Below are 21,343 nucleotides of genomic sequence, written 5' to 3' on the forward strand. Positions count from 1 at the left end.
GGGTCGTTGTTAGGACGTCAGTTCAGCGCTGTCCCTGGAGTGCTTGCAGTGCAATGGTGCTCCACCAGGCCCTGACAGCAAGCGTGTTGACAGCGCCTCAGTCAGCCTGCGCTCACCGCGTCGCCGGTGCCTCGAAGGTCAGCGTGCCGGCCGTCGCGTCCAGCTCCGCGGGGACGCCCAGCGGCATGGTCAGCGCGGAGTCTCCGTGCCCGAAGCCGAACTCCTCGGCCACCGGCACCCCGAGCCCGCCCAGCCGGTCCACCAGCACCTCCCGCACCTGCTCATGAGGCCCGCAGCGGGCCCAGGAGCCGAGGACGATCCCGGCGACGCCGTCCAGCCAGCCGGTGCGCAGGAGTTGGGTGAGCGCCCGGTCGATGCGGTACGGCGGCTCCCCGACATCCTCCAGGAGCAGCAGGCCGCCCGCCGCGCCGCGCCTGGCCCCCGGGGTGCCCAACTCGCTGGCGAGCATGGCCAGACAGCCGCCGAGGGTGACCCCGCGGGCCCTCCCCGGCACCAGCGGCCGGGCGGACGGCGAGACCAGGGTGCGGACGGTCTCCGGTGCGAAGAGGGTGCGCCGCAGATGCTCGCGGGTGGCGTCGTCCTTGAGGAAGACCTCCCCCGCGACGGCCGGTCCGTGCAGGGTGGTCACCCCGGCGCGCACCGCGAACGCCTCGTGCAGCACCGTCACATCGCTGAAGCCGACCAGTGGTTTGGGGGCCGCGGCCCGGAGGGCGTCCCAGTCCAGCAGACCGACCATCCGCTGGGCGCCGTAGCCGCCGCGGGCCGCGAACACCGCCTTGACGGAGGGATCGCACCACGCCTCCTGGAGGTCGCGGGCCCGCTCCTTGTCGGTGGCCGCCAGATATCCCAGAGTGGCGTGGGTGCCCCTGGCATGGGGCGCGGCGACAGGGTCGAGATCCCACCCACGCAGGACGTCCAGCCCGCGGTCCAGCCGCTCCGGCACGAGGGGGCCGCTGGGCGCCACCACCGTCACCCGGTCACCGGGCCGCAGCCGCGGCGGCCGCACCGGCTCCCCGGACGTCATCCGCGCAGCTCCAGCGCCGGGACATCGCTGCGGGTGAGGCCGAAGGCCTGGACATACAGGGAGAGTTCGGCCTCCACGGCGCGCACGATGGTCTCTTCCCTGCGGAAGCCGTGCCCCTCCCCGGCGAAGGCCAGATAAGCGTGCGGTATGCCCCGCCCGGCGACCTCGGCGAGGAACCGCTCGCACTGCGCCGGCGGGCAGATCACATCGTCGAGGCCCTGGAGCAGCAGGAACGGCGCGGCGATACGGTCCGCGCGATGCAGCGGCGAGCGCTCGCGGTAGCGGTCGGGCACCTCCGCGAGCGGACCGACCAGCGAATCCAGATACCGCGACTCGAAGTCATGGGTCTCGCCGGTGGCCCAGCCGGTCAGGTCCAGGATCGGGTAGCTGATGGTGCCGCAGGCGTAGAGGTCGGTGGCGGTCAGCGAGGCGGCGGCGGTCCAGCCGCCGGCGCTGCCGCCGCGGATGGCCAGCCGCGCGCGGTCGGCGGTGCCCTCGTCGGCCAGGGCCCGGGCAACGGCCGCACAGTCCTCGACGTCCACCACGCCCCACTGGCCGCGCAGCCGCTCGCGGTACGCACGGCCGTAGCCCGTCGAACCCCCGTAGTTGACCTCGGCGACGCCGATGCCCCGGGACGTGAAGTAGGCGATCTCCAGGTCGAGCACCAGCGGGGCATGGCTGGTGGGGCCGCCGTGCGCCCACACCACGTAGGGCGGCAGCTCGCCGTCGGGGGCCCGGTGGTCGGGGCTGTGCGGCGGATAGAGATGGGCGTGGATGTCCCGCCCGTCGGGGCCGGTGAAGGTACGGCTCTGCGGCCGGGGGTAGTAGGCCGGGTCCACGACGTCGGCATGCCGGCCGGCGATCCCCCGGGCGCGTCCGGTGCAGGTGTCCAGCTCGACGATCTCGTACGAGCTGTGCGGGCCGGCCGCGATGCCGAGGACGCGGCTGCCGTGCACGGCGAGGGTGGGTGCCCATTCCGTCCAGGGGCCCGCGGAGTCGACGAGTTCACCGCTCACCGGGTCGAGGATGCCCAGGGTGGTGGAGCCGCGGCCGTGGATCACCGCGAGCGTGCCGTTCTCCAGGGGCAGGAACCAGCGCTGCCCGACGTTCCACAGCGGCCCGCCGAACTCCTCCTGCCGGGCCGGGCACAGGCCGCGGCTCGCCACCACACCGTCGTCCACCGCGTCAGGGTCGATGCGCTGCACCTCCCACCAGCCGCTGACGTCGGAGACGAACAGCAGCGAGCCGTCGGCCGCCCACTCGATCTGCGCGACGGATTCTCCGGCCGCACCGCCTTGCGGCGCGGAGGTGCCGAGGTCGCCGACGAGCGGCCGGATGTCCTCGAACTCGCCCTTGCCGGTGATCCGGGCCACCATCGCCAGCGTGCCCTCCCAGGGCATCCGGGGGTGGTCCCAGGCGATCCACGCGGCCCGCCGTCCGTCGGCCGAGATCCGCGGACCGGTCACGAAACGGTGCCGGGCATCGGTCAACTCCCGTACGGAAGCGCGGTGTTCGGCCGCCGAGCCGTCGAGCGGCACGGCGGCGATCACCCGGCGCACCTCGGTCGGCCGGTCGCCCGTGAACTCCTCCAGCACGCACCAGACCTCGCCGAGCTCCGGGCGCAGCACCGGGTCGGCCCAGCGCAGCCCGCCACCGACGCCGGAGTGCGGGGTGAGCGGGCGCGGGGCCTCGCCGCTGTCCGGTGCATAGACGTACAGCCGCTGGTCGGCGAAGTTGCTGAAGACGACCAGCGGTCCGTGCTCGGTGACGGTGCCGGCCCAGGGCTGGCCGCCGTACTCCAGCACCCGGCTGCGGACGTTCCAGGGTGCGGGCAGCACCGACTCCTCGGTGCCGTCCGGCCGCAGCCGCACCAGCGCCCGCCGGCCGCCCTCGGAGGGCCGCGGCTCCGTCCACCACACCTCGTCGCCGACCACGCCGACGAAGGCGGGCCGACCGTCGTGCGCGGCGACCGTGCGGGCATCTATCGGGGACGCCCAGCTGCCGTAAGGAGCCGTGGTCACCATGGGCAGTTCCTCTCCTCCACCGGTCGGCGTGCGGCGCCGGCCGGTCGTCAGACCGTGCGCAGGAAGTGGTCGAGCACCCGGACACCGAAGTGCAGTCCTTCGACCGGCACACGCTCGTCCACGCCGTGGAAGAGCGCCTGGTAGTCGAACCCCTCAGGCAGTTTCAGCGGCGAAAAACCATAGCCGGTGATGCCCAGCCGGGAGAACTGCTTGGCGTCCGTGCCGCCGGACATGCAGTACGGCACGACATGGCCGTCCGGGTCGAAGCGCTCGATCGCCGCCCGCATCGCGGCAAAGGCCGGGGAGTCGACCGGCGCCTGGAGCGCGACCTCGCGATGCTGGTAGTCCCAGCTCACGTCGGGCCCGGTGAGCTCGTCCATGGTCGTACAAAACTCCGCCTCGCCGCCGGGAACGACCCGGCCGTCCACCTGGGCGACGGCGGATCCCGGGATCACGTTGACCTTGTAACCGGCCGACAGCATCGTCGGGTTGGCGCTGTTGCGGACGGTCGGCTCGACCAGCTTGGCGGCCGGTCCGATCTTGCCCAGCAGCGCATCGACCTCAAAGCGCGGCGCGTCGACATCCACCTCGATGCCGTGCAGCGCGGCGAGTTCGCGCAGTGCGGCCCGTACGGTCGGGGTGAGCCGGACCGGCCACTCGTGCTCGCCGATCCGGGCCACGGCCGCGGCCAGCCGGCTGACGGCGTTGTCGCGGTTGACCTTCGAGCCGTGCCCCGCCCGGCCCCGGGCAGTCAGCTTCAGCCAGGCCGTTCCGCGTTCCCCCACCGCGACCGGGTACAGCCGCATCCCGCTGCCCGCGTGGAAGGTGAAGGCCCCGGACTCGCTGATGCCCTCGGTGCAGCCCTCGAAGAGCCCGGCGTGCCGGTCGGCGAGGAAGCCCGAGCCGTCCTCGGCGCTGGCCTCCTCGTCGGCGGTGAACGCCAGCACGATGTCCCGCCGCGGCCGCACTCCGCTGCGGGCCCACTGCCGTACGGCCGCGAGCATCATCGCGTCCATGTTCTTCATGTCGACGGCGCCCCGGCCCCAGACCACGCCGTCGCGGACCTCCCCGGAGAAGGGGTGCACGCTCCAGTCGGCGGGCTCGGCGGGGACCACGTCCAGATGACCGTGCACCAGCAGGGCGTCGGCCCCGGGATCCGTGCCGTCGATACGGGCGACCACATTCGTGCGGCCCTTGCTGCGTTCCAGCAGGGTCGGCGTCAGCCCGGCCTCGGCCAGCCGCTCGGCGACGTACTCGGCGGCCGGGCGCTCCCGGCAGGCGCCGTCGCCGGCGTTGCTGGTGTCGATCCGGATCAGCTCGGAGGTGAACCGCACCACTTCGTCGAGCGCCTGCCGGTCCACGCCGGCGGTCTGCCCGGCTGCCGGTTCCCCGGCCCTGTCACGCTCAGCCATATTGTTCCTCCACGGCGGACGACACGACGGTGGTGACCGCCTTGAAGCACCGGATGGCTTCGTACATGTCCTGACCGGTATACGCGACGCGGCGCTCCCCGGAGCGCTCCACGCCCGGCACACAGGTCGCCGCGCCCACCAGATGCTCGGCGTCGAACTCCAACTCGAACCGGAACGGCCCGCGCCGGGACGGTTCATGACGCACCGCCAGCGCCGTCCCCTTGCGGGCCGCGGCCCGGATCTCGGCTGCCGTGCGGGCCGGCGGCCGGCATACCGCCGCATAGCGCGACACATAGTCCTTGACCGCCACGCCGGGTGCCTGGGGGGCGTAGCCCAGCGCGTCCTGGCAGGTGCGGTCGTCGCCGGTGACCAGCACCACCGGTACGCCGTACTCGGCGACCACCAGGGAGTTGAGATAGCCCTCGCTCGCCCGGGTGCCGTCGACCCAGACGCCGGTGAGGGTGTTGGCGAGGTAGGTGTGGGCGAGGACGCCTTCGGTGCCCGCCCCGGTGTGATAGCCGACGAAGGCGATGCCGTCGACGTCGCCGTGCTGCACGCCCTCGACCATGCTGAGCGATTTGTGCCGCCCGGTGAGCATCTGCGCTCGCTCATCGAGCTGTTCCAGCAGCAGATTGCGCATCGTCCAGTGCGCCTCGTTGACCAGTACGTCGTCGGCCCCGCCGTCGAAGAATCCGGCAATCGCCGCATTGACGTCGGACGTGAACATATGGCGGCAGCGCTCCCATTGAGGGGTACCGGGCAGCACATCGGCGGGCCAGGTCACGCCGGTGGCACCCTCCATGTCCGCGGAGATGAGGATCTTCACATTCACCAGTCCTATCGCAGCCAGGAGGCGGTGTGCACGGGTACGGACACCACTCGCCCCCCTCGCGTTCATCGGGACCGAACGGCCCACCAGCGTAACCAGGACCTTCGGCCTGACGCCCCGTCCAGGACCTTCCGGGCCAGTCCCCTTGGCCCCAGCATCACCATTTCTTCGTCTGAGCACCACGATTCCCCCCAACCGGAACCTGGGGGTACGCTCTTGTGGCGCCGCATCTCGCACAGTTTCTGTCGCAAAGCGGAAGTACTTCCGACGGAATCCGTAAGGACTTCTGAACGAGTTCTGTCAGCTGCCGACGGCACGTGCCAGGTGCGGTAGAACAGGCCGGACCAGCTTCCCGCGCGATGAAACAGAGGCAGAATGGTGAGCGAAGCCCTCAAAGACGCCTTACCGCAACGCGGCATCCAGGCCAACAGCGAAGACGACCAACTCGCGATCCTGACCGAACTGATCGCGCAAACGCTTTGCGATCGCAATCCAGGCTTCCGGGAAGTCATCGAGCGCGGCGGCCATCAGCAGGTCACACGTGTGATCGAGGAGGTGCTACGGGGCGGCCGGCCACTGCCCGACAAGGTGCGCGCGGTCATGCTGCGCACCGACACCGACATCCACCTCGTGGCGTCTGCGCTGGGCGACTGTCTGGTCAGCGCACCGGGCGAAGCACCGGGCCTGCTGATCCCGGCCCAGCTCGCCGACGGCAAGAGCGGACGGGCCCGGCTGAAGGGGGTACTGCGTCATCGCGCCGCCGTGGTCGGCCATGCGGTCCCGCCGCACGACGCGGCCGCCTCCGTGCGCTCCGCGTCCCGGCTGCTGGATCTGGCGTCCCCGCACGACGGCCCGGAAGCCGGCGTGGTGTTCGTCGACGACCACCTCTCGTCGCTCCTGCTCCTCCAGGACGAGTCGCTGTCCCGCACACTGATCGCCCGGCATCTGAGCCCGCTCGCGGGACTGACGCCGGAGCGGTGCGAGCGCCTGGAAGCCACCCTGCTGGCCTGGCTCGGCGGCATGGGGGCTCCGGAGGTGGCCAAGGCGCTCAGCATCCATCCACAGACGGTGCGCTACCGGATGCGTCAGCTCGAGAAGCTGTTCGGGGCCCGCCTCCGCGACCCGCGGACCCGCTTCGAGATCGAGATGGCACTGCGCAGCCGCCAGCTGATGGCGGGCGCGCGCCGACGCCGCGCGGCGGTCACCCGCCGTCCACGCGCTGCCGCCAAACCCCGCAAAGCCCTGCCCCGCCCCTAGATCCCGCCTCATCCCTCCCCCGCAACCACTCCCCATAACCCCTCTCCCACCCACCCTCCGATTTGTCGAAAGTCACATCCAGGCACACCACCCAAATACGGACATTTCGCCCCAGGAATCCGAGGTGCCCGCACCCCCGCCCCGTATCGTCGCTGTGACCCCTTGACCGGGACCCCGGCCGCATCGCGGCCGCAGAGGCCCGGCGCACCGCCGGTCGCACGAGGCCGGCCGCCCGACAGCGGGCCTCCGATACACAGCGGGACAGGACACCACCTTCATGCACGGATCACGCATATCGACCGGCACGCGCCGCGGGCTGGCCGCGGCCGTGGCTGCCGGAACGCTGCTGACGGCGCTCACGACCGCGACCTCGGCCTCGGCCAGCACCGCCAGCACGCCGGTGGACGGCTCCAAGGTCGTGTGCACCTCGAAGAAGCCGGGCCTGGCGCCCGCCCTGTCCCACGACATCGCCGACGCCCTGCACGGGCGCAAGGGCGCCTCGGCGCTGTCGGTCTACGACCCGCACACCGGGACCCGCTGCGATTTCAAGGCGGGCACCCACTTCGACTCGGCGAGTGTGGTGAAGGTCACTGTGCTCGGGGCCCTGCTGCGGCAGACGCAGGAGGCGCACCGCAAGCTGACCCCACGCGAGGTGAAGCTGACCACCGCCATGATCACCAAGTCGGACAACAAATCGACCTCCGCCCTCTGGCGCCAGATCCGCCCCGCCGGCATCAAGCACTTCCTGTCCCTGGCGGACATGCGGGACACCGTCCCCGGCGCGGGCAAGGCCTGGGGCCTCACCCAGATCACCGCAGGCGACCAGCTCAAGCTGATGCAGCTGCTCGCCGAGGACAACACGGTCCTCACCCCGGCCTCCCGCGGCTACGCGCTCGACCTGATGCACCGGGTCGCCCCCGACCAGCGCTGGGGCGTTCCCGCCGGCGCTCCCGCCACGACGGACGTCCACGTCAAGAACGGCTGGCTGCCGCGCGACACCGGCGGCTGGCGGGTGAACAGCGTCGGCACCTTCACCGGCAGCGGCCACGACTACAGCATGGCCGTCCTCTCCACCGGAAGCCGCACCATGAAGTACGGCGTGGACACGGTCGAGGGCGCCGCCCGGGTCATCCACCGCGATCTGACCCACTGAGCCACGGAGGCCGTGCCGGGCCCGGTTTCCTTGAGTTGCCCGTGGCGGCAGGACGCCGCGGGCAACTTCTGCGGTACGACTATGCACTCCCCAGGGTGACCGGCGCCCCGATCGGCCCCGCGCGGTGCGGGAGCGGCGATATCAACGCCGCATCGGGGCAGTGCGTCCGGTGGGCCGAGAGGTGTTCCGCCGCCGGCCCGCCGCCACACCGCACTCTGGGAGGAACTCGGTGCCAGGCCGCGTCAAGGCAGACCTCAAGGGAGTTCCCGAAACGGCGTTGTGGACGCTCTACCACCGCGCCGCCGAGGCCGCCCGCCCGGACACGGTGCTGGCCGATCCACGCGCCGTACAGCTCATCGGGGAGGTCGACTTCCCCTTCCGGGACCGGCTCGGCGGCGCCCGGCCATGGCTGGCGCAGGCCATCGCCCTTCGGGCCCTCGGATTCGACGGAGTGGTGCGCGCCTTCCTCACCGCCCATCCGGACGGCACCGTGATCGCCCTCGGCGAGGGCCTGGAGACACAGTTCTGGCGGGTGGACAACGGACGGGCCGACTGGGTCACCGTCGACCTCACCGACCCGTTGGCGCTGCGCAGGCATCTGCTGCCGCACGGAGCGCGCCAGCGGCTCGTCGCCTGCGACGTCCGCGACAGCCAATGGATGGCCGGCATCGACCCCTCGCGCGGTGTCCTGGTGACCGCGCAGGGCCTGATGATGTATCTACAGCCCGCGCAGGCAACTCAGTTGATCGCCGCCTGCGCCGGTGCGTTTCCCGGTGGCTCGATGGTGTTCGACACCGTGTCACGGCGCTTCAGCGCCCGCACCCGCACCGGCGCGAAGGGCCCCGGCGGCCATCGTCTGCCCCCGATGCCCTGGGGCATGAACGCGGCCGACCGGGACCGACTGCGCACCGCCCATCCGGCCATCAGCGACGTGTCCGACGTTCCGCTCCCCGCGGGCCGCGGCTTCCTCGGCTACCTTGCCCCGCGCGCCGCGGCCCTGCCCCTGCTCCGTGGGGACCGCCCGCTCATCACCCGGCTGCGGTTCGGTACGGCGCCCGCCCGGCTGACCGGATGCCCCTGAGGAGTAGCTCGGGTGCCACGGGCCGTGCGGCCCGCCTCTCATTGACGAAGCGTCAGCCACACCGGGCTGTGAAGCGTGCCCGCTTCAGTCGAGGGTCACCGGGAACCGCTCCTGGAGGCTGACCTCCAGCACCGGGTAGCCCAGTTCCAGGACCTGGGAGACGATCCGGGCGCTCTCCTGGGGACTTATGCTCGGCAGGATTTCCGGCAGCCGCCGGGCCAGGCCGCCGGCGCCGGAGATGTCCGTGTGCAGCCCGAAGGCGGGCGCGAAGCGTTCGTGTCCCGCGCCGCTCTCCCCGTCGTCCCCGCCGGGCAACCGCTCGGCGTCCGCCGCAAGGACGAGGATCCTTCCGACGCCCGGCCCTGCCAGGGGGTACGCCCACCACAGCAGGTCCACCGGGCCGGTCCCGGCGGTGGCCATCCGGGCCCGTCCGGCCGTGGGGTAGGGCACACCACCGGCCGACGAGGCCTCCAGGACAGGGAAGTTGGCCCCCGCCGCACCCTTGCTCATCTCCCCGCCGCTGCTCGCCTCCGAGCCGTGACACCCTTCCGAGCCGGGGCGCTCCGCCGAGCCGTTCGTGCGCCGGTCGCCCCACTCCTCGTCGCCGAGCGCACCGGTGACCGGCATCAGATCGACGGCGGGGGCGCCCACCGCCTCCTCACGGGTGGCCCCGAAGAGCCGGTGTGCACCGCCGCTCCAGTGGGAGATCCGGCCGTCCGCGCCCACCACCACGACCGCAAGCGGAATCTGTCCGGGCGCCGCGTCCCGGGGCGCCGCGAGGGTCAGGTCGTCGCCGTGCAACGGGCCACGCTCCATGGGTGGTTGCTCCTTCGTACACCGACCGTGCACCACCCCCACCACGGTACGACCGTGGCACGGTGCGGCGGGCGGCATTCCCCGAAGAGGGAGCGCGTCCGCGCACCGTGCGCACCGTCCGCCGCAGGCGTCGCGGAGCCCTCAGTCCTCGTGCCCGAGCTGGAGGTCGCGCTCGGTGCGTCCGCCGCCCGCCATCCGCAGGACGGTGGCGACCGGCGGGTATCCGGCGGCGATGACGGTGTACTCACCGGCCGACAGATCCACGAAGCGGAACAGCCCGTCGGCTCCGGTGGTCGCGGTGTCGACGACATTGCCGGCGGCGTCCAGGAGGGTGACCCTGGCGTCCTCGACGGGCCGTCCGCCGCCGGCCCGTACGGTCCCGCGCAGCACCGCGCCGCCGGCGAGCTCGATGTCCTGGCGGGTCTCCCGTGAGGCCTGGACGGTCACCGGCAGCGCGGCGGGGCGGAACGCGGGGGCACTGGAGGCGAGGGTGTACTCGCCGGCCACCAACTCCCCGATGACATAGCCGCCTTCGCGCCCGCTGCGGGTGGTGGCGACGACCTCGCCGCGGACATCGGTGAGGGTGACCATGGCATCGCGTACGGGCGTGCCGTCGGCGGTGGTGACGGTGCCCGCGAGGCGCCCGGCGCCGCCGAGTACGACGTCCAGCTCGACCGGCCGCTCGCCGACGGTGACGCTGACGGCCTGTGGCTGGTGCCCGCCCGCCGCGGCGATCAGCACATACGAGCCGGCGCCCGGGGTGCTCAGCGCATACCGCCCGTCGTCGCCGGTGGCGCCGCGGCCGACCTGCCGGCCGGCGACGTCGATGAGGGTGAGCGCGGCGCGCGGCACGATGCTGCCGTCGTGGTGCTGGACGGTGCCGCACACCGGGACGCCGGCCATGACGGTGGGCTGTCCGGTGCCCGCGTAGCTGTGCATACGGGAGTAAGTGGTCCGGGAATCAGTGGAGTTGGGGGCCGTGGGGTCCGGGATCGACCGGGCCGGGGGCACGGCGGCGGGGTCGGCCGGATCGCCGTACGGCGCCTGCGGGGTCGGGGAGGCCTGCGGAGCGTGAGAGGCGTGGGACACCAGGGGTTTCTCTTTCAGGAAGAAGGCGAGCACAAGGCCCAGGACGAGCACCGGCACGAGATAGAAGAAGATCCCCGGCATGGCGTGCGCATACGCGGCGATGTAGCTGTCGCGCAGCGAGGCGGGCAAGGCATGCACCAGTTGCGGGGTGATCGACTCCGGGTCGGGCAGCCGCGTCGACTTCGGCAGCCGGTCGCCGAGCTGGCGGGCCAGCCGGTCGGCGAAGAGGGTGCCGAAGATGGCCGCACCGACGCTGCCGCCGATCTGCCGGAAGTAGTTGGAGGCGCTGGTCGCGGTGCCGAGGTCGGCGGTGCGTACGGAGTTCTGCACGGCGAGCACCAGCACCGGCATCACGAAGCCGATGCCGAGGCCGAGGATGCCCATCCAGAGGCTGTAGACCTCGCGCGCGGTGTCCTGCTGCATCCCGGACAGCAGCCACATCCCCACCGCGGCCAGCGCGCAGCCCACGACGGGGAACACCTTGTAGTGCCCGGTGCGGCTGATGAGCTGTCCGGAGACGATGGAGGCGAGGACGATGCCGCCCATCATCGGCAGCATCAGCAGCCCGGATTCGGTGGCCGTGGCGCCGTCGACCATTTGCAGGAAGGTCGGCAGATAGCTGGCGGCGCCGAAGAGCGCGATACCGACGACGGCGCCGATCAGGCCGGTGACATTGAAGACCGAGTCGCGGAACAGCCGCAGCGGGATCAGCGGTTCGGCGGCGAAGTGCTCGACGGCGAGGAACAGCAGGGCACAGCCGAGCGCACCGGCGCCGAGGCCGAGGACGACCCGCGAGTTCCAGGCGTACTCGGTGCCGCCCCAACTGGTCAGCAGGACCAGGCAGGTGGAGAACGCGGCGAGCAGCAGCGCGCCGGCGACATCCAGCCGGGCACGGCGCGCCGGCCGGGGCAGCTTCAGTACGAAGGCGATGACCAGGAGCGTCAGCGCGCCGAACGGGACGTTGAGGTAGAAGCACCAACGCCAGGAGGCGCGATCGGTGCAGAAGCCGCCGATCAGCGGGCCGGCCACGGAAGCGAGGCCGAAGGCGGCACCGATCAGGCCCATGTAGCGGCCGCGGGCCCGCGGCGGTACGACATCGGCGATGATCGCCTGGACCCCGATGATGAGCCCGCCGCCGCCGACGCCCTGGACGGCCCGGAAGGCGATCAGTTCATCCATGGTCCGCGACCAGCCGGCCAGCGCCGAGCCGACGGTGAAGACGAGGATGGCGAAGAGGAAGACGGGCTTACGGCCGAAGAGGTCGCCGAGCTTGCCGTAGAGCGGCAGCCCGATGGTCGAGGCGAGGAGGTAGGACGTCACCGCCCAGGACATCTGGCCCAGGCCGTGCAGCTCCCCGACGATCTTCGGGAGCGCGGTGGCGACGATGGTCTGGTCGAGGGCCGCGAGCAGCAGCGTCAGCATCAGACCGAGGAAGACCATGCGGACGCGGCGGGGGCTGAGCGGCACCGCCGTACCGGCGGCGGGGTCCTGGGGGCTGTCGTGCGCGGCCGGAGCCGGTGTCGCGCCGGATACGGGCGGACCGGATACGGGCGGACCGGTCCGCTCGACCCGCTCGACCCGCTCGCTCAGGGTGGTCCCGCCCACGTGCTGCTCCCCTCGTCACGCCTGTTGCCGCCCAATTTCTCGCATTGGGCGACAACACCGAACAACCGCGGCGAAAGGGTGCGTGCGGGGTGGGAAGGGACGTCAAGTACGTTGCCCCGGGCGCCTATTGGGCTCCCATCAGGGCTTTCGGTACGGAGGCGTTCCGGCGGGCCGGACACTTCGGCTCACCGGAAACCACCCGAACCGGTGAGTGTGACGTCATGCGCTCAGGGTGACGGCTGTGGCCGCCGATCACTTCGCCACGTGGGCGGCGAGGTTGTCGAGCAGCGCATCGTAGATCCGGCCGAGCCCCTTGGGGGCGAAGGTCCGCTCGAAGAAGCCACCGATACCGCCGGCGCCCTCCCACGTGGTGGTGACGACGACCTTGGCGCGCTTCTCGCCGGCCGGGGTGACGACCCAGGTGGTCACCATCGAGGAGTTGCGGTCCTTCTCGACGAGCTGGCCGTCGGTCGGCTCGTCGACCTCCAGCAGGCAGTCGCGCACCCGCTTGCTCGTGGCCTGGAGCTTCCAGTGGACGAGGGTGCCCTTGCCGTCGCCGCCCTCACGGACCTCGTACTCGCTGAAGTGCTCGGGCAGCAGCTGGCGGCGCGTGCCGGAGTAGTCGGCGAGCGCGTCGAACACGTCCTCCGGGTCCGCCGCGATCTCGCGCTGCGTGATGGCCTCGACCTGCCCCATGTGTGTCTTCCTCCAGTACTCGGCTGCCGGTCCTGCGATCCGCGCCAAGCCAACCACCCCACGGCGGCGCGCCCAAATTCAGGGCCACCGAACCACAAGGGAACACTTGTTCTATTATGGATGCGGGGGGCCCTGCTGGATCCAGAAGGAGGCCCGATGCGCTGGGACAACCTCGGCGAAAGCCCGGCCGCGCTGTTCGGTACGGACGTCGTCAGCCGGACGTTCGACACCCCCGAATTCCGCGGGATCACCTTCCACGAAGTACGCGCCCGCTCGATCGTGAACCGGGTCCCTGGCGCCTCCCAGATGCCGTTCGAATGGACCGTGAACCCCTACCGCGGTTGTAGCCACGCCTGTGTGTACTGCTTCGCGCGCAAAACGCACAGCTACCTCGACCTGGACACCGGACAGGACTTCGACTCGCAGATCGTGGTGAAGGTCAACGCCCCCGAGCTGCTGCGCCGCGAGCTGGCCGGGCGGCGCTGGCGCGGGGACCACATAGCGATGGGCACCAATGTCGACTGCTACCAGCGCGCGGAAGGCCGCTACGGCCTGATGCCCGGCATCATCACGGCGCTGCGCGACTACGCCAACCCCTTCTCGATCCTCACCAAGGGCACGCTCATCCTGCGGGATCTGGCACTGCTCCAGCAGGCCTCCGAGGTCACCGACGTCGGCATCTCCGTCTCCGTCGGCTTCCTCGACCGCGAGCTGTGGCGCACGGTCGAGCCCGGCACCCCCGCCCCGGAGCGCCGGCTGGACGTGGTGCGTACGCTCACCGCACACGGCATTCCGTGCGGGGTGCTGATGGCGCCGGTGATCCCGTTCCTGGGGGACGCGCCGGACCAGTTGCGGGCCACGGTGCGCGCCCTCGCGGAGGCCGGCGCCGGTTCCGTCACCCCGCTCGTGCTGCATCTGCGGCCCGGCGCCCGGGAATGGTTCATGGCGTGGCTGGGGCAGCACCACCCGCATCTGGTGCGGCGTTACGAGACGATGTACGGGGACGGCGCCTACGCCCCCACGTGGTACCAGCGCCGGATCACCCGCCAGGTCCACGAATTCGCCGCAGAGTACGGCATCGGCCCCGCCCGGCCCGGCCGGGCCCGCCGGATTCCGCCGACGGACGCCGGCCCGGAGGCGACCGGCCCCGGTTCACCCGGCGCACCCCGCGGCGAGGGCCCCGACTCCCCGGCGGAGCCGACCCAGTTGACCTTGATATGACCCGGCCGGAGCGGTCAGGTCGCTAGGGGACCGGAGCCGCCCCCAGAGCCCGCGCCAGGCGGTTGCGCGCCTCCGTCTGGGCCCTGATCCGCTCATCGATGACGGCGAGCCGCTCACGGGCGATGCGCAGGCCCTCGGCGGACGACGGAGCGGTGGACATGTCGCCGTCCAGGCAGGGAGTGAAGCAGTGGACGTCGGCGAGGGTGAGGCCCGCCGCGAGGAGATGGCGGATGTTGCGGACCCTGACGACCGCGCGCTCGCCGTAGACGCGATACCCGTTCGCCGCCCGCACCGAGGCGATCAGCCCCTCGCGCTCGTAGTGGCGCAGCGCGCGCGGCGACGCCCCCGTGACCTGCGCCAGCTCCCCGATCCGCACCGGATCACCTCCCCGTCCGGCACCGTTTCTACCAGGGCGGGGACGGGCGGCCCCGGCCTGCCCCCGCACGGGCCCCCGTGGCCGTGCCCGTCAGCCGACCACCGCTCCCCCGTCGACCGGGAGAATCACCCCGGTCACGAACGACGCGGACGCCGCCGCGAGCCGGGTGACGGCCCAGGCCACCTCCTCGGGGCGGCCCACCCGCCCCATGGGCGTGTGCTCGATCTGCCACTTCCGTAGGGCCGCCCGCTGCTCCGGGGACCAGCCTTGGTGCCGCGCGATCGGGGTCTCGATCGCTCCGGGGGCGACGGCGACGACCCGTACGCCGCGCGGTGCCAGCTCCACCGCCCAGCTGCGGGTGAGGAGTTCGAGCCCGGTCTTCGTCGCGGCGTAGACCGAGTTGCCCGGCCAGCCCCGCTGCCCGACCGAGGTGCTGATGTTGACCACCACACCGCCGGTCCGCTCCAGGTGGGGCACGGCCGCCTGGGTGAGCAGTACCGGCGCGACGAGGTTCGTCGCCAGCAGCGGCTCCATCCCCTCCTTGGTGAAGCTGCCCAGTGCCCCGCTGCCCACCACCGCGGCGTTGTTGACCAGCACATCCAGCCGGCCGTACGTCTCGACGGCATGGCGCACGAGATCCTCGGGTCCGCCGTCGGCGGTGATGTCGGCGGCGTAGGGGACGACCTCGCCGGGCCCGCCGGCGGCCCCCGTCGCGGTCTCCGCCAGCGGTGCGGGCCGGCGGCCCACCGCGAGGACGCGCGCCCCCTCCGCCGCGAAGGCATGGGCGGTGGCGCGCCCGATCCCGGTGCCGGCCCCGGTGACGATCACAACTCTGCGGTTCGTGCCGGGCGCGTCCGGCCCGGTGTACGTGGTGCGTTCCATGCCGGGAGTCTCGAACCCTGACACCAGGGACAAGGTCAAACGGCCCGCCCCCGGACCGTGCGGACGGGAAATCTTCTTGACGGTCCCTAGGTGTACTCGGCCAAGAGGTTGGTGACCCGCGTCGGTAGTTGATCAAGAAGAGACCTCCGGGCGTAGTGGAGATGCCTGTCTTCACCACAACCGGAGGTCTTGATGGCCCATGCCAATGCCCGGCTGACCTTTCACGGCAGATGCCTTCTGGTGCGCCGTGTCGTCCACGACCGACGTCCGGTGGCGCATGTGGCCAAGGAACTGGGAGTCTCCCGGCAGTGCGCGCACCGATGGGTGGCACGCTTCCGGGCCGAAGGCTGGAACGGCCTGCACGACCGCTCCAGCCGCCCCCACACCTGCCCGAGGCCTACTCCCGCACACATCGAGGCCGCAGTGCTCAGCGCACGGCACGTCCACCGGCGGGGGCCGGACTTCCTCGGACCAACTGCGAGGATCTGGGAGCGCTCTTCCGGCCGGCCTGACTCGCAGACCAACCGGCCGGCTCGTGCCTTGTTGCCGATGTGTCGACCGGCTGGGAGGGCGCATGCGGCTGCATCGGCGGTTCGCCGGATGTGACCTGATAAGAGCCTGGCTCACACGCCTCATCGCAGTTGTGTCCCCGGTGCTCCGTCGGTGCGGCTCCAGCCCCGCGGACCGCCAGGAGGAGTAAGTGCCCACCAGTTCCAGCACGAGCGTGACCCTCGGAGTCGACACCCACGCCGATGTCCATGTCGCTGCCGCTCTCGAGCAGCTCGGGCGGAGGCTGGGCTCGCTCGTCGTCCCCTCGACACCAAGCGGCTATGCGTCCTTGGAAACATGGGCCACCGGTCTCGGCACCGTCGAGCAGGTGGGCTTGGAAGGCACCGGCTGTTACGGCGCCGGCCTGTCGAGGTGGATGCGACAGCGTGGCCACCACGTCATCGAGGTCAACCGACCTGACCGCCAGACGCGCCGCCGACGGGGCAAGTCCGACTCCCGGCTGGCCGAGGCGGTGCTGGAGTACGGCGGCTGCCTGGAGGTGGTCGTACCCGCCTGGGAGTACTGCGAGAGCCTCCCCCGCTGGCGCCACCCGGCCTATGACGCGCTGTACCGGAAGGCGACCGACGTCCACGAGACCGGGCTGACAGTGTCGGACAGCTTCGCGCACAGGGCCGCAGCCAAACCCTGGTCGGCCTGGCGGAGGAACTGCTCGCGGTCTGGGACGGACAGCCGGCCTGGGACCACGGGGGCACCGCCGACGGGGTCGCCTACGCCGAGCGCACCGGCACCCCTGTGCAGGTGGTCTGACCGCGGGCGCCACCCGAGGATGACATCTCCCGAGCCGGAAGCATCCCTGCGCCGACCGGCTCGCGCGGTGGTGCGCTCGGGTGCATGTTGTGGGCGGGTGGTGCACCCTCGGCCATCCGGGTGGCAAGGCGAGCAACCTCCTTGTCGGCGCCTGGTCTCGCTGGATTACTGAGAGCGTCGCGTCGAGCAGCACGCCCATGCTCCGGGGCCGGACGTCTCCACTTCGAGCACCTCTGCCAGCCCGGTGATCCGGACGCTGCGGTGGCCGGCCGGCCGTCTGTCCCTCACGAGTCCACATGTGGTCACAGGCAGGAGGCGTCACCATGCCGATTTCCCCGAACAAGGGGCCCACGGCCGGCGGGACCCAGGTCACGATCACCGGGACGAACCTCGCCGGCACCAGCGCGGTCACGTTCGGCACGAAGCCGGCCACCGGCATCGTCCAGGTCTCACCGACCCAGGTCACCGCGGTATCCCCGGCCGGCAACGGAGGAGTGGTGGGCGTCACCGTGACCACCCCCGGAGGTGTCAGCAACCCGACCCCGTTCTACTACTTCGACCCGCCCTTCCTGTGCTCCTTGGGTGCTTCCTCCGGTCCCCTGGCGGGTGGAGTCGGCCTCACCCTCACCGGCACCGCCCTCGCCACCGCCACCAGCGTGCGATTCGGCACCCACACCGCGGTCCCGACCGTCGTCAACGACCGTCAGATCACCGTCACCGTGCCAGCCGGCGATGCCGACGGAACCGTGGCGGTCGTCGTCACCACGGCCGGTGGGACCAGCAACCCCCTGCAGTACACCTACGTCGGCTTGCCCACGGTCACCGCCCTGTCGCCCACACTCGGCGCCCCTTCCGGCGGCACCACCTTCACCCTCACCGGAACGAACCTGACCGGGGCGAGTGTCACCTTCAACGGCGTGCCGGCCACCGCCGTCACCGTCAACGCCGCGGGCACCGCGCTGACCGGCACCACGCCGGCGGGCACCGGCGAGGCCATCGTCCAAGTCATCACGCCCGGCGGCAGCACCACCGTGCCCGGCGGCTTCACCTACACCCTGCAGCGCGCCTACGTCACCAACACCGGCTCCAGCAGCGTGATGGTGATCAACACCGCCACCAGCACCCTGGTCGGCAGCCCGATCGCCGTCGGCGCCAACCCGCGGGGGGTGGCCTTCACCCCCGACGGCACCCGCGCATACGTCGCCAACAACGGCGCGGCCACCGTCTCGGTCATCGACACCGCCTCGGCCACTGTCCCTACGATCATCCCGGTGAGCTCCACCCCCCACGGCGTGGCGATCACCCCGGACGGAAGCCGCGCATACGTCACCCACAACGGGTTGAGCATCGTGTCGGTGATCGACACCGCCACCAACACCGTCCTGACGACCGTCACCGTCGGCAGCAACCCCTACGGCGTGGCGGTCAACCCGGCGGGCACCCGCGTCTACGTCACCAGCCAGGGAACGGGCACCGTCTCGGTCATCGACACCGCCACCAACACCGTCACCGGCAGCCCGATCGTCGTCGGTGCCAGCCCGCGGGGGGTGGCGATCACCCCCGACGGCACTCGCGCCTATGTCTCCAACTCCGGCTCCGGCACCGTCTCCGTGATCAGCACGGCCACGAACACCGTCCTGACGACCATCACCGTCGGCACCACCCCACGCAGGGTGGCCATCACCCCTGACGGCGCCCGCGCCTACGTCACCAACTCCGGCTCCGGCACGGTCTCGGTGCTCGACATCGCGACGAACACCGTCATCGGCACCCCTATTACCGTCGGAACCACGCCGTACGGAGTGGCGATCACCACCGACGGTGTCCGCGCCTACGTCGCCAACCAGGGATCGAACACCGTCTCCGCCATCGACACCGCCACCAACACCGTCCTGACGACGATCACCGTCGGCACGGGCCCCTTCGCCATAGCCACCGTCTGAGGATTCCTCCGCCGATCACCCAATGCGCCCCGCCGGAGAGGAATGGCGCCGACGCTGAGGGGCACCCCTCCTCAGCGCGGGCCCTGGTCCAGAAAGTTTCGTTCGGCTCACCGGGCTGCCCAGAGGAAGATGCCTGCGATGTGGAGTCCGGCGGTTCTGTGAGAGCCGGGAGGTGAGATCCCTCCCGGCTATTCGGCAGTCCACCGCGGGACCGTCCGATGGCGTGGTCGTCCGGCTCGTCGGCCGGGGCTCCTTTTCGCGGGCCCGGCCGCGTGCCGGTGGGCGCGCACGATCGTGGAATTAACCGAGACGGCTCAGTTCAGGTCCTCGTCGGCCTCGGCCTGGGCCATCAGCGTGGTGAACGCCCGCCGCCAGGTTCCATCGGTTGCCCACATCCGCAGCCGGTTGTAGACGCCGCTCCAGTTTCCGCACTTCTCGGGCAGATGGACCCACTGTGATCCGGTCTGGAACTTCCCGGCGATCGCATCGATCACCTCGCGGTGATCGCGCCACCTCGTCGGGGCGTCCGATCCGGAAGCAACGGCTCGATCCGCGCCCACTGCACATCAGTTAACGGCACGCCTCGGCCAACGATCAGATGATCCAAACGAAACGGCCTAGCACCCGCCCCGCGCCGCCCACCCCCCTTCTCTTCGGACAGGAGCCCGCCACCGTGCACGCTGCCACCTTCGCCGCCGTCTTCATCGCCCTGTACGTCGCCCACAGCGTGGGTGACCACTTGGGTGCAGACCTCGCACCAGTCCGCGCACAAGGAAGTTCATCGAGCCCTACCTGCCGATCGGCAGGTTCGGCCCGTGCCCCGAGCGGCTGCGGGAACAGTTCGAGGGGGTGATCTGGCGGTTGCGTTCCAGTGCCCAGTGGCGGGAGATGCCCTCCGAGTTCGGTCCCTGGGCCACCGTCTACGGCCGCTTCCGGGTCTGGCGGGACGCCGGCGTCTTCACCGCTCTGCTGGAAGGCTTGATCGCCGAGGCGGCCCGCGCGGGGACACCTCCTAGCCTCTCCGGCATGGATGGGTCTCTTGAACGGAGCCGGGCGCGGCCCCCGCACCCGGTCCGCATGCGGGAAATGACCGAGGCCGATATCGACGCGGTCCCGGCGGTGCGGGTCCGCGGCCGGCAGGCGGCGTATCGCGGACTGATGCCGCAGGCGTACCTGGACGCGATGAGCGTGGCGGCGGATGCCGAGCGGCGGCGGTCGTGGTTCGGGCGGCGGTCGCCGGAGGTGTCGGACCTGGTGGCGGAACGGGACGGTGACGTCGTGGGCTGGGCGTGCGTCGGACCGGCCCGGGACCCCGATATCGCCCCGGGGGCCGAGGAGTTGCCAGCGCCCCCGCCGACCGCGGGTGAGCTGCTCGCCCTCTACGTCGCGCCCTGATGAGCGCCGGCACCGCCCGCGCACGGGCGAACGGCTACCGCGCGCTGTATCTGTGGGTGGTACGCGGCAACACCCGTGCCCAGCGGTTCTACGAGCGGGCCGGTTTTGCGCCGGACGGGGCCGAGGAGGCGTACGAGGTCGGCGGCCGGAGCGTCCCCGAGCTGCGTTACCGGCGCCCGCTGACGCCGGAACCGGAACCGGAGCCGCTACTGCCGGGGTCCTCGCCCCGCTCCGGCCCCTGACCCCGCCCGCCGTCCCCGCGCCCGTCTCCCGCGCCGTCCGGCGCGGCCTCCTTCCCCTGGGGCCCGGCGTTCGCCTTCACCTGGGGCCCGGCGTCCGCCCTCACCTCCTCGTGCACCCCCAGCCGCGCCAGTGACGCGGCCGCGGCGGCCGCCAGCCGGGGATGCCCGACGGCGGCGGTGAGCGTGGGGACCGCGCGCCGGTCGCCCAGCGCGCCCAGGCCCTCGACACAGGCGAGCGCCACCCGCCAGTAGGGGTTGTGCGGGGTGAGCAGCCGCTCCAGGGTCGCGATCAGCGCCGGTACGGACTGCGGTGCGCGGAGTTCGGCCAGCAGCCGGACCGGGTGCAGGGCGTAGGCGGTGCGCAGCGGGTTGGTGGCGAGCGCAGCGGCGGCGCGGGCGGTGCGGGGGTCGCCGAGGCGGCCCAGGGCGTGCGCGGCGGTGGCGCAGCGCACCGGGTCGCGGTAGTTCAGCAACAGCACGAGCGTCTCGAAGGCCCGTTTGTCGCCGGCGCAGCCGAGGATGAAGGCGGCGATCTCCCTGGCCCACAGCGGACGTTCGACGGCGACCAGCATCCGAGCCAGTTCCTCCCGCCCGGCCGGGGTGTTCTTGCGGGCCAGCCCCAGCAACCGTTCGTAAGCGACCAGATCCTGTGGGGAGCGGAGTTCGGCCCGCACCCGGTCCGTCAACTCGTGGAATTCCTCTTCCATTTGCCGCTCCCCTCCCGCCGGCCGCCCCGGTTCCCGCGACGTGGCCCGCACCACAGCCTAATGACCCCGCCTACCCCTGGCGCTCTGGTTACTCACCGGTTAACCTGCTGGAACGAGCAGCACCACTGCTCGGGCGGCCTGGTGACGCAGCCGCCACAGTGTGAAGTCGGTTCGGCACAGCACGACAGCAGTACGGAGAACACGGCACGGCCCCGGGACAGGGCTCGCCGCTTCTCCCGCACCGCCGGCGCTC

The 21,343-nt window shown here is 71.7% G+C and carries 17 protein-coding genes and 4 pseudogenes; 10 read left to right on the forward strand and 11 right to left on the reverse strand.

Annotation, left to right across the window (positions count from 1 at the left end; all coding sequences use genetic code 11):
* Nucleotides 1-112 precede the first annotated feature (112 nt).
* The 4 genes from IF67_RS0109390 to IF67_RS0109405 are packed head-to-tail and all read right to left on the reverse strand — an operon-like array spanning nucleotide 113 to nucleotide 5,307.
* On the reverse strand, nucleotides 113-1,045 hold the full coding sequence (locus IF67_RS0109390) for a S66 peptidase family protein (protein ID WP_030984018.1): 933 nt from the start codon (nucleotides 1,043-1,045) through the stop codon (nucleotides 113-115).
* On the reverse strand, nucleotides 1,042-3,069 hold the full coding sequence (locus IF67_RS0109395; protein WP_030984019.1) for a prolyl oligopeptidase family serine peptidase: 2,028 nt from the start codon (nucleotides 3,067-3,069) through the stop codon (nucleotides 1,042-1,044). Before IF67_RS0109395 ends, IF67_RS0109390 begins: the two co-directional genes overlap by 4 nt.
* Before the next feature lie 47 nt (nucleotides 3,070-3,116).
* On the reverse strand, nucleotides 3,117-4,481 hold the full coding sequence (locus IF67_RS0109400) for a M20/M25/M40 family metallo-hydrolase (protein ID WP_030984022.1): 1,365 nt from the start codon (nucleotides 4,479-4,481) through the stop codon (nucleotides 3,117-3,119).
* Nucleotides 4,474-5,307: a M55 family metallopeptidase gene (locus tag IF67_RS0109405; protein WP_030984023.1), complete on the reverse strand. Its 834-nt coding sequence runs from the start codon at nucleotides 5,305-5,307 to the stop codon at nucleotides 4,474-4,476. The genes IF67_RS0109400 and IF67_RS0109405 overlap by 8 nt, the downstream gene beginning before the upstream one ends.
* A gap of 378 nt (nucleotides 5,308-5,685) precedes the next feature.
* On the opposite strand from IF67_RS0109405, the gene IF67_RS0109410 reads away from it, so the two are divergent.
* From IF67_RS0109410 to IF67_RS0109420, 3 genes are all read left to right on the forward strand, one after another.
* Nucleotides 5,686-6,567 carry a PucR family transcriptional regulator gene (locus tag IF67_RS0109410; RefSeq protein ID WP_030984026.1) on the forward strand — a complete coding sequence of 294 codons (882 nt, stop codon included), beginning with the start codon at nucleotides 5,686-5,688 and terminating at the stop codon, nucleotides 6,565-6,567.
* A 277-nt stretch (nucleotides 6,568-6,844) separates the two neighbouring features.
* Nucleotides 6,845-7,720: a serine hydrolase gene (locus tag IF67_RS0109415; protein WP_030984028.1), complete on the forward strand. Its 876-nt coding sequence runs from the start codon at nucleotides 6,845-6,847 to the stop codon at nucleotides 7,718-7,720.
* A gap of 229 nt (nucleotides 7,721-7,949) precedes the next feature.
* Nucleotides 7,950-8,801: a class I SAM-dependent methyltransferase gene (locus IF67_RS0109420; protein ID WP_030984030.1), complete on the forward strand. Its 852-nt coding sequence runs from the start codon at nucleotides 7,950-7,952 to the stop codon at nucleotides 8,799-8,801.
* Nucleotides 8,802-8,885: 84 nt separating this feature from the next.
* Here IF67_RS0109420 and IF67_RS0109425 read toward each other — a convergent pair whose 3' ends face one another.
* The 3 genes from IF67_RS0109425 to IF67_RS0109435 all read right to left on the reverse strand — a co-directional run bounded on the left by IF67_RS0109425 (nucleotide 8,886) and on the right by IF67_RS0109435 (nucleotide 13,007).
* Complete coding sequence (locus tag IF67_RS0109425; RefSeq protein ID WP_030984031.1) at nucleotides 8,886-9,617, reverse strand: PAS domain-containing protein; 732 nt, start codon at nucleotides 9,615-9,617, stop codon at nucleotides 8,886-8,888.
* Between the two features lie 141 nt (nucleotides 9,618-9,758).
* Entirely contained in the window at nucleotides 9,759-12,311 is a 2,553-nt protein-coding gene (locus IF67_RS0109430) for an MFS transporter (protein WP_030984032.1), read from the reverse strand.
* Between the two features lie 252 nt (nucleotides 12,312-12,563).
* Nucleotides 12,564-13,007, reverse strand: a complete 444-nt coding sequence (locus IF67_RS0109435; protein WP_030984033.1) for an SRPBCC family protein — start codon at nucleotides 13,005-13,007, stop codon at nucleotides 12,564-12,566.
* Between the two features lie 156 nt (nucleotides 13,008-13,163).
* Here IF67_RS0109435 and IF67_RS0109440 point away from each other — a divergent pair, with 156 nt between their 5' ends.
* Entirely contained in the window at nucleotides 13,164-14,228 is a 1,065-nt protein-coding gene (locus tag IF67_RS0109440) for an Rv2578c family radical SAM protein (protein WP_030984034.1), read from the forward strand.
* A gap of 22 nt (nucleotides 14,229-14,250) precedes the next feature.
* On the opposite strand, the gene IF67_RS0109445 is transcribed toward IF67_RS0109440, so the two are convergent.
* Together IF67_RS0109445 and IF67_RS0109450 are read right to left on the reverse strand one after the other, a co-directional pair.
* Nucleotides 14,251-14,604 carry a MerR family transcriptional regulator gene (locus IF67_RS0109445; protein ID WP_030984035.1) on the reverse strand — a complete coding sequence of 118 codons (354 nt, stop codon included), beginning with the start codon at nucleotides 14,602-14,604 and terminating at the stop codon, nucleotides 14,251-14,253.
* Between the two features lie 90 nt (nucleotides 14,605-14,694).
* A complete protein-coding gene (locus IF67_RS0109450) occupies nucleotides 14,695-15,486 on the reverse strand; it encodes an SDR family NAD(P)-dependent oxidoreductase (protein WP_051817821.1) in 792 nt (263 codons plus the stop codon).
* Between the two features lie 192 nt (nucleotides 15,487-15,678).
* On the opposite strand from IF67_RS0109450, the pseudogene IF67_RS41275 reads away from it, so the two are divergent.
* From IF67_RS41275 to IF67_RS45955, 3 genes and pseudogenes are all read left to right on the forward strand, one after another.
* Nucleotides 15,679-15,993, forward strand: a pseudogene (locus IF67_RS41275) (leucine zipper domain-containing protein); the annotation flags it as partial.
* A gap of 217 nt (nucleotides 15,994-16,210) precedes the next feature.
* Nucleotides 16,211-16,975 carry an IS110 family transposase gene (locus IF67_RS46190; RefSeq protein WP_420708629.1) on the forward strand — a complete coding sequence of 255 codons (765 nt, stop codon included), beginning with the start codon at nucleotides 16,211-16,213 and terminating at the stop codon, nucleotides 16,973-16,975.
* Nucleotides 16,976-17,126: 151 nt separating this feature from the next.
* Nucleotides 17,127-18,746: an IPT/TIG domain-containing protein gene (locus IF67_RS45955; protein ID WP_051817822.1), complete on the forward strand. Its 1,620-nt coding sequence runs from the start codon at nucleotides 17,127-17,129 to the stop codon at nucleotides 18,744-18,746.
* Between the two features lie 314 nt (nucleotides 18,747-19,060).
* Here the strand turns inward: IF67_RS45955 and IF67_RS41285 are convergent, their stop codons facing one another.
* Nucleotides 19,061-19,306, reverse strand: a complete 246-nt coding sequence (locus IF67_RS41285; RefSeq protein WP_078889355.1) for a transposase — start codon at nucleotides 19,304-19,306, stop codon at nucleotides 19,061-19,063.
* A 113-nt stretch (nucleotides 19,307-19,419) separates the two neighbouring features.
* Here IF67_RS41285 and IF67_RS44765 point away from each other — a divergent pair.
* The 3 pseudogenes from IF67_RS44765 to IF67_RS46195 all read left to right on the forward strand — a co-directional run.
* Nucleotides 19,420-19,519: pseudogene (locus tag IF67_RS44765) on the forward strand (transcriptional regulator); the annotation flags it as partial.
* 7 nt (nucleotides 19,520-19,526) lie between these two features.
* Nucleotides 19,527-19,793: pseudogene (locus tag IF67_RS0109475) on the forward strand (transposase); the annotation flags it as partial.
* A gap of 39 nt (nucleotides 19,794-19,832) precedes the next feature.
* Nucleotides 19,833-20,383, forward strand: a pseudogene (locus IF67_RS46195) (GNAT family N-acetyltransferase).
* On the opposite strand, the gene IF67_RS0109485 reads toward IF67_RS46195, so the two are convergent.
* Nucleotides 20,308-21,090 carry a HEAT repeat domain-containing protein gene (locus tag IF67_RS0109485; RefSeq protein WP_030984037.1) on the reverse strand — a complete coding sequence of 261 codons (783 nt, stop codon included), beginning with the start codon at nucleotides 21,088-21,090 and terminating at the stop codon, nucleotides 20,308-20,310. The pseudogene IF67_RS46195 and the gene IF67_RS0109485 overlap by 76 nt on opposite strands.
* Nucleotides 21,091-21,343 lie beyond the last annotated feature (253 nt).

It is taken from the genome of Streptomyces sp. NRRL S-1813, assembly GCF_000719605.1.
Classification (GTDB): Bacteria; Actinomycetota; Actinomycetes; order Streptomycetales; family Streptomycetaceae; genus Streptomyces; species Streptomyces decoyicus.

Excerpts from the sequence above, each read along its gene's own strand:
- IF67_RS0109390 (WP_030984018.1), bottom strand. The coding sequence starts at position 1,045 with ATGACGTCCGGGGAGCCGGTGCGGCCGCCGCGGCTGCGGCCCGGTGAC.
- IF67_RS0109395 (WP_030984019.1), bottom strand. The coding sequence starts at position 3,069 with ATGGTGACCACGGCTCCTTACGGCAGCTGGGCGTCCCCGATAGATGCC.
- IF67_RS0109400 (WP_030984022.1), bottom strand. The coding sequence starts at position 4,481 with ATGGCTGAGCGTGACAGGGCCGGGGAACCGGCAGCCGGGCAGACCGCC.
- IF67_RS0109410 (WP_030984026.1), top strand. The coding sequence starts at position 5,686 with ATGGTGAGCGAAGCCCTCAAAGACGCCTTACCGCAACGCGGCATCCAG.
- IF67_RS0109415 (WP_030984028.1), top strand. The coding sequence starts at position 6,845 with ATGCACGGATCACGCATATCGACCGGCACGCGCCGCGGGCTGGCCGCG.
- IF67_RS0109425 (WP_030984031.1), bottom strand. The coding sequence starts at position 9,617 with ATGGAGCGTGGCCCGTTGCACGGCGACGACCTGACCCTCGCGGCGCCC.
- IF67_RS0109435 (WP_030984033.1), bottom strand. The coding sequence starts at position 13,007 with ATGGGGCAGGTCGAGGCCATCACGCAGCGCGAGATCGCGGCGGACCCG.
- IF67_RS0109440 (WP_030984034.1), top strand. The coding sequence starts at position 13,164 with ATGCGCTGGGACAACCTCGGCGAAAGCCCGGCCGCGCTGTTCGGTACG.
- IF67_RS0109450 (WP_051817821.1), bottom strand. The coding sequence starts at position 15,486 with ATGGAACGCACCACGTACACCGGGCCGGACGCGCCCGGCACGAACCGC.
- IF67_RS45955 (WP_051817822.1), top strand. The coding sequence starts at position 17,127 with ATGCCGATTTCCCCGAACAAGGGGCCCACGGCCGGCGGGACCCAGGTC.
- IF67_RS0109485 (WP_030984037.1), bottom strand. The coding sequence starts at position 21,090 with ATGGAAGAGGAATTCCACGAGTTGACGGACCGGGTGCGGGCCGAACTC.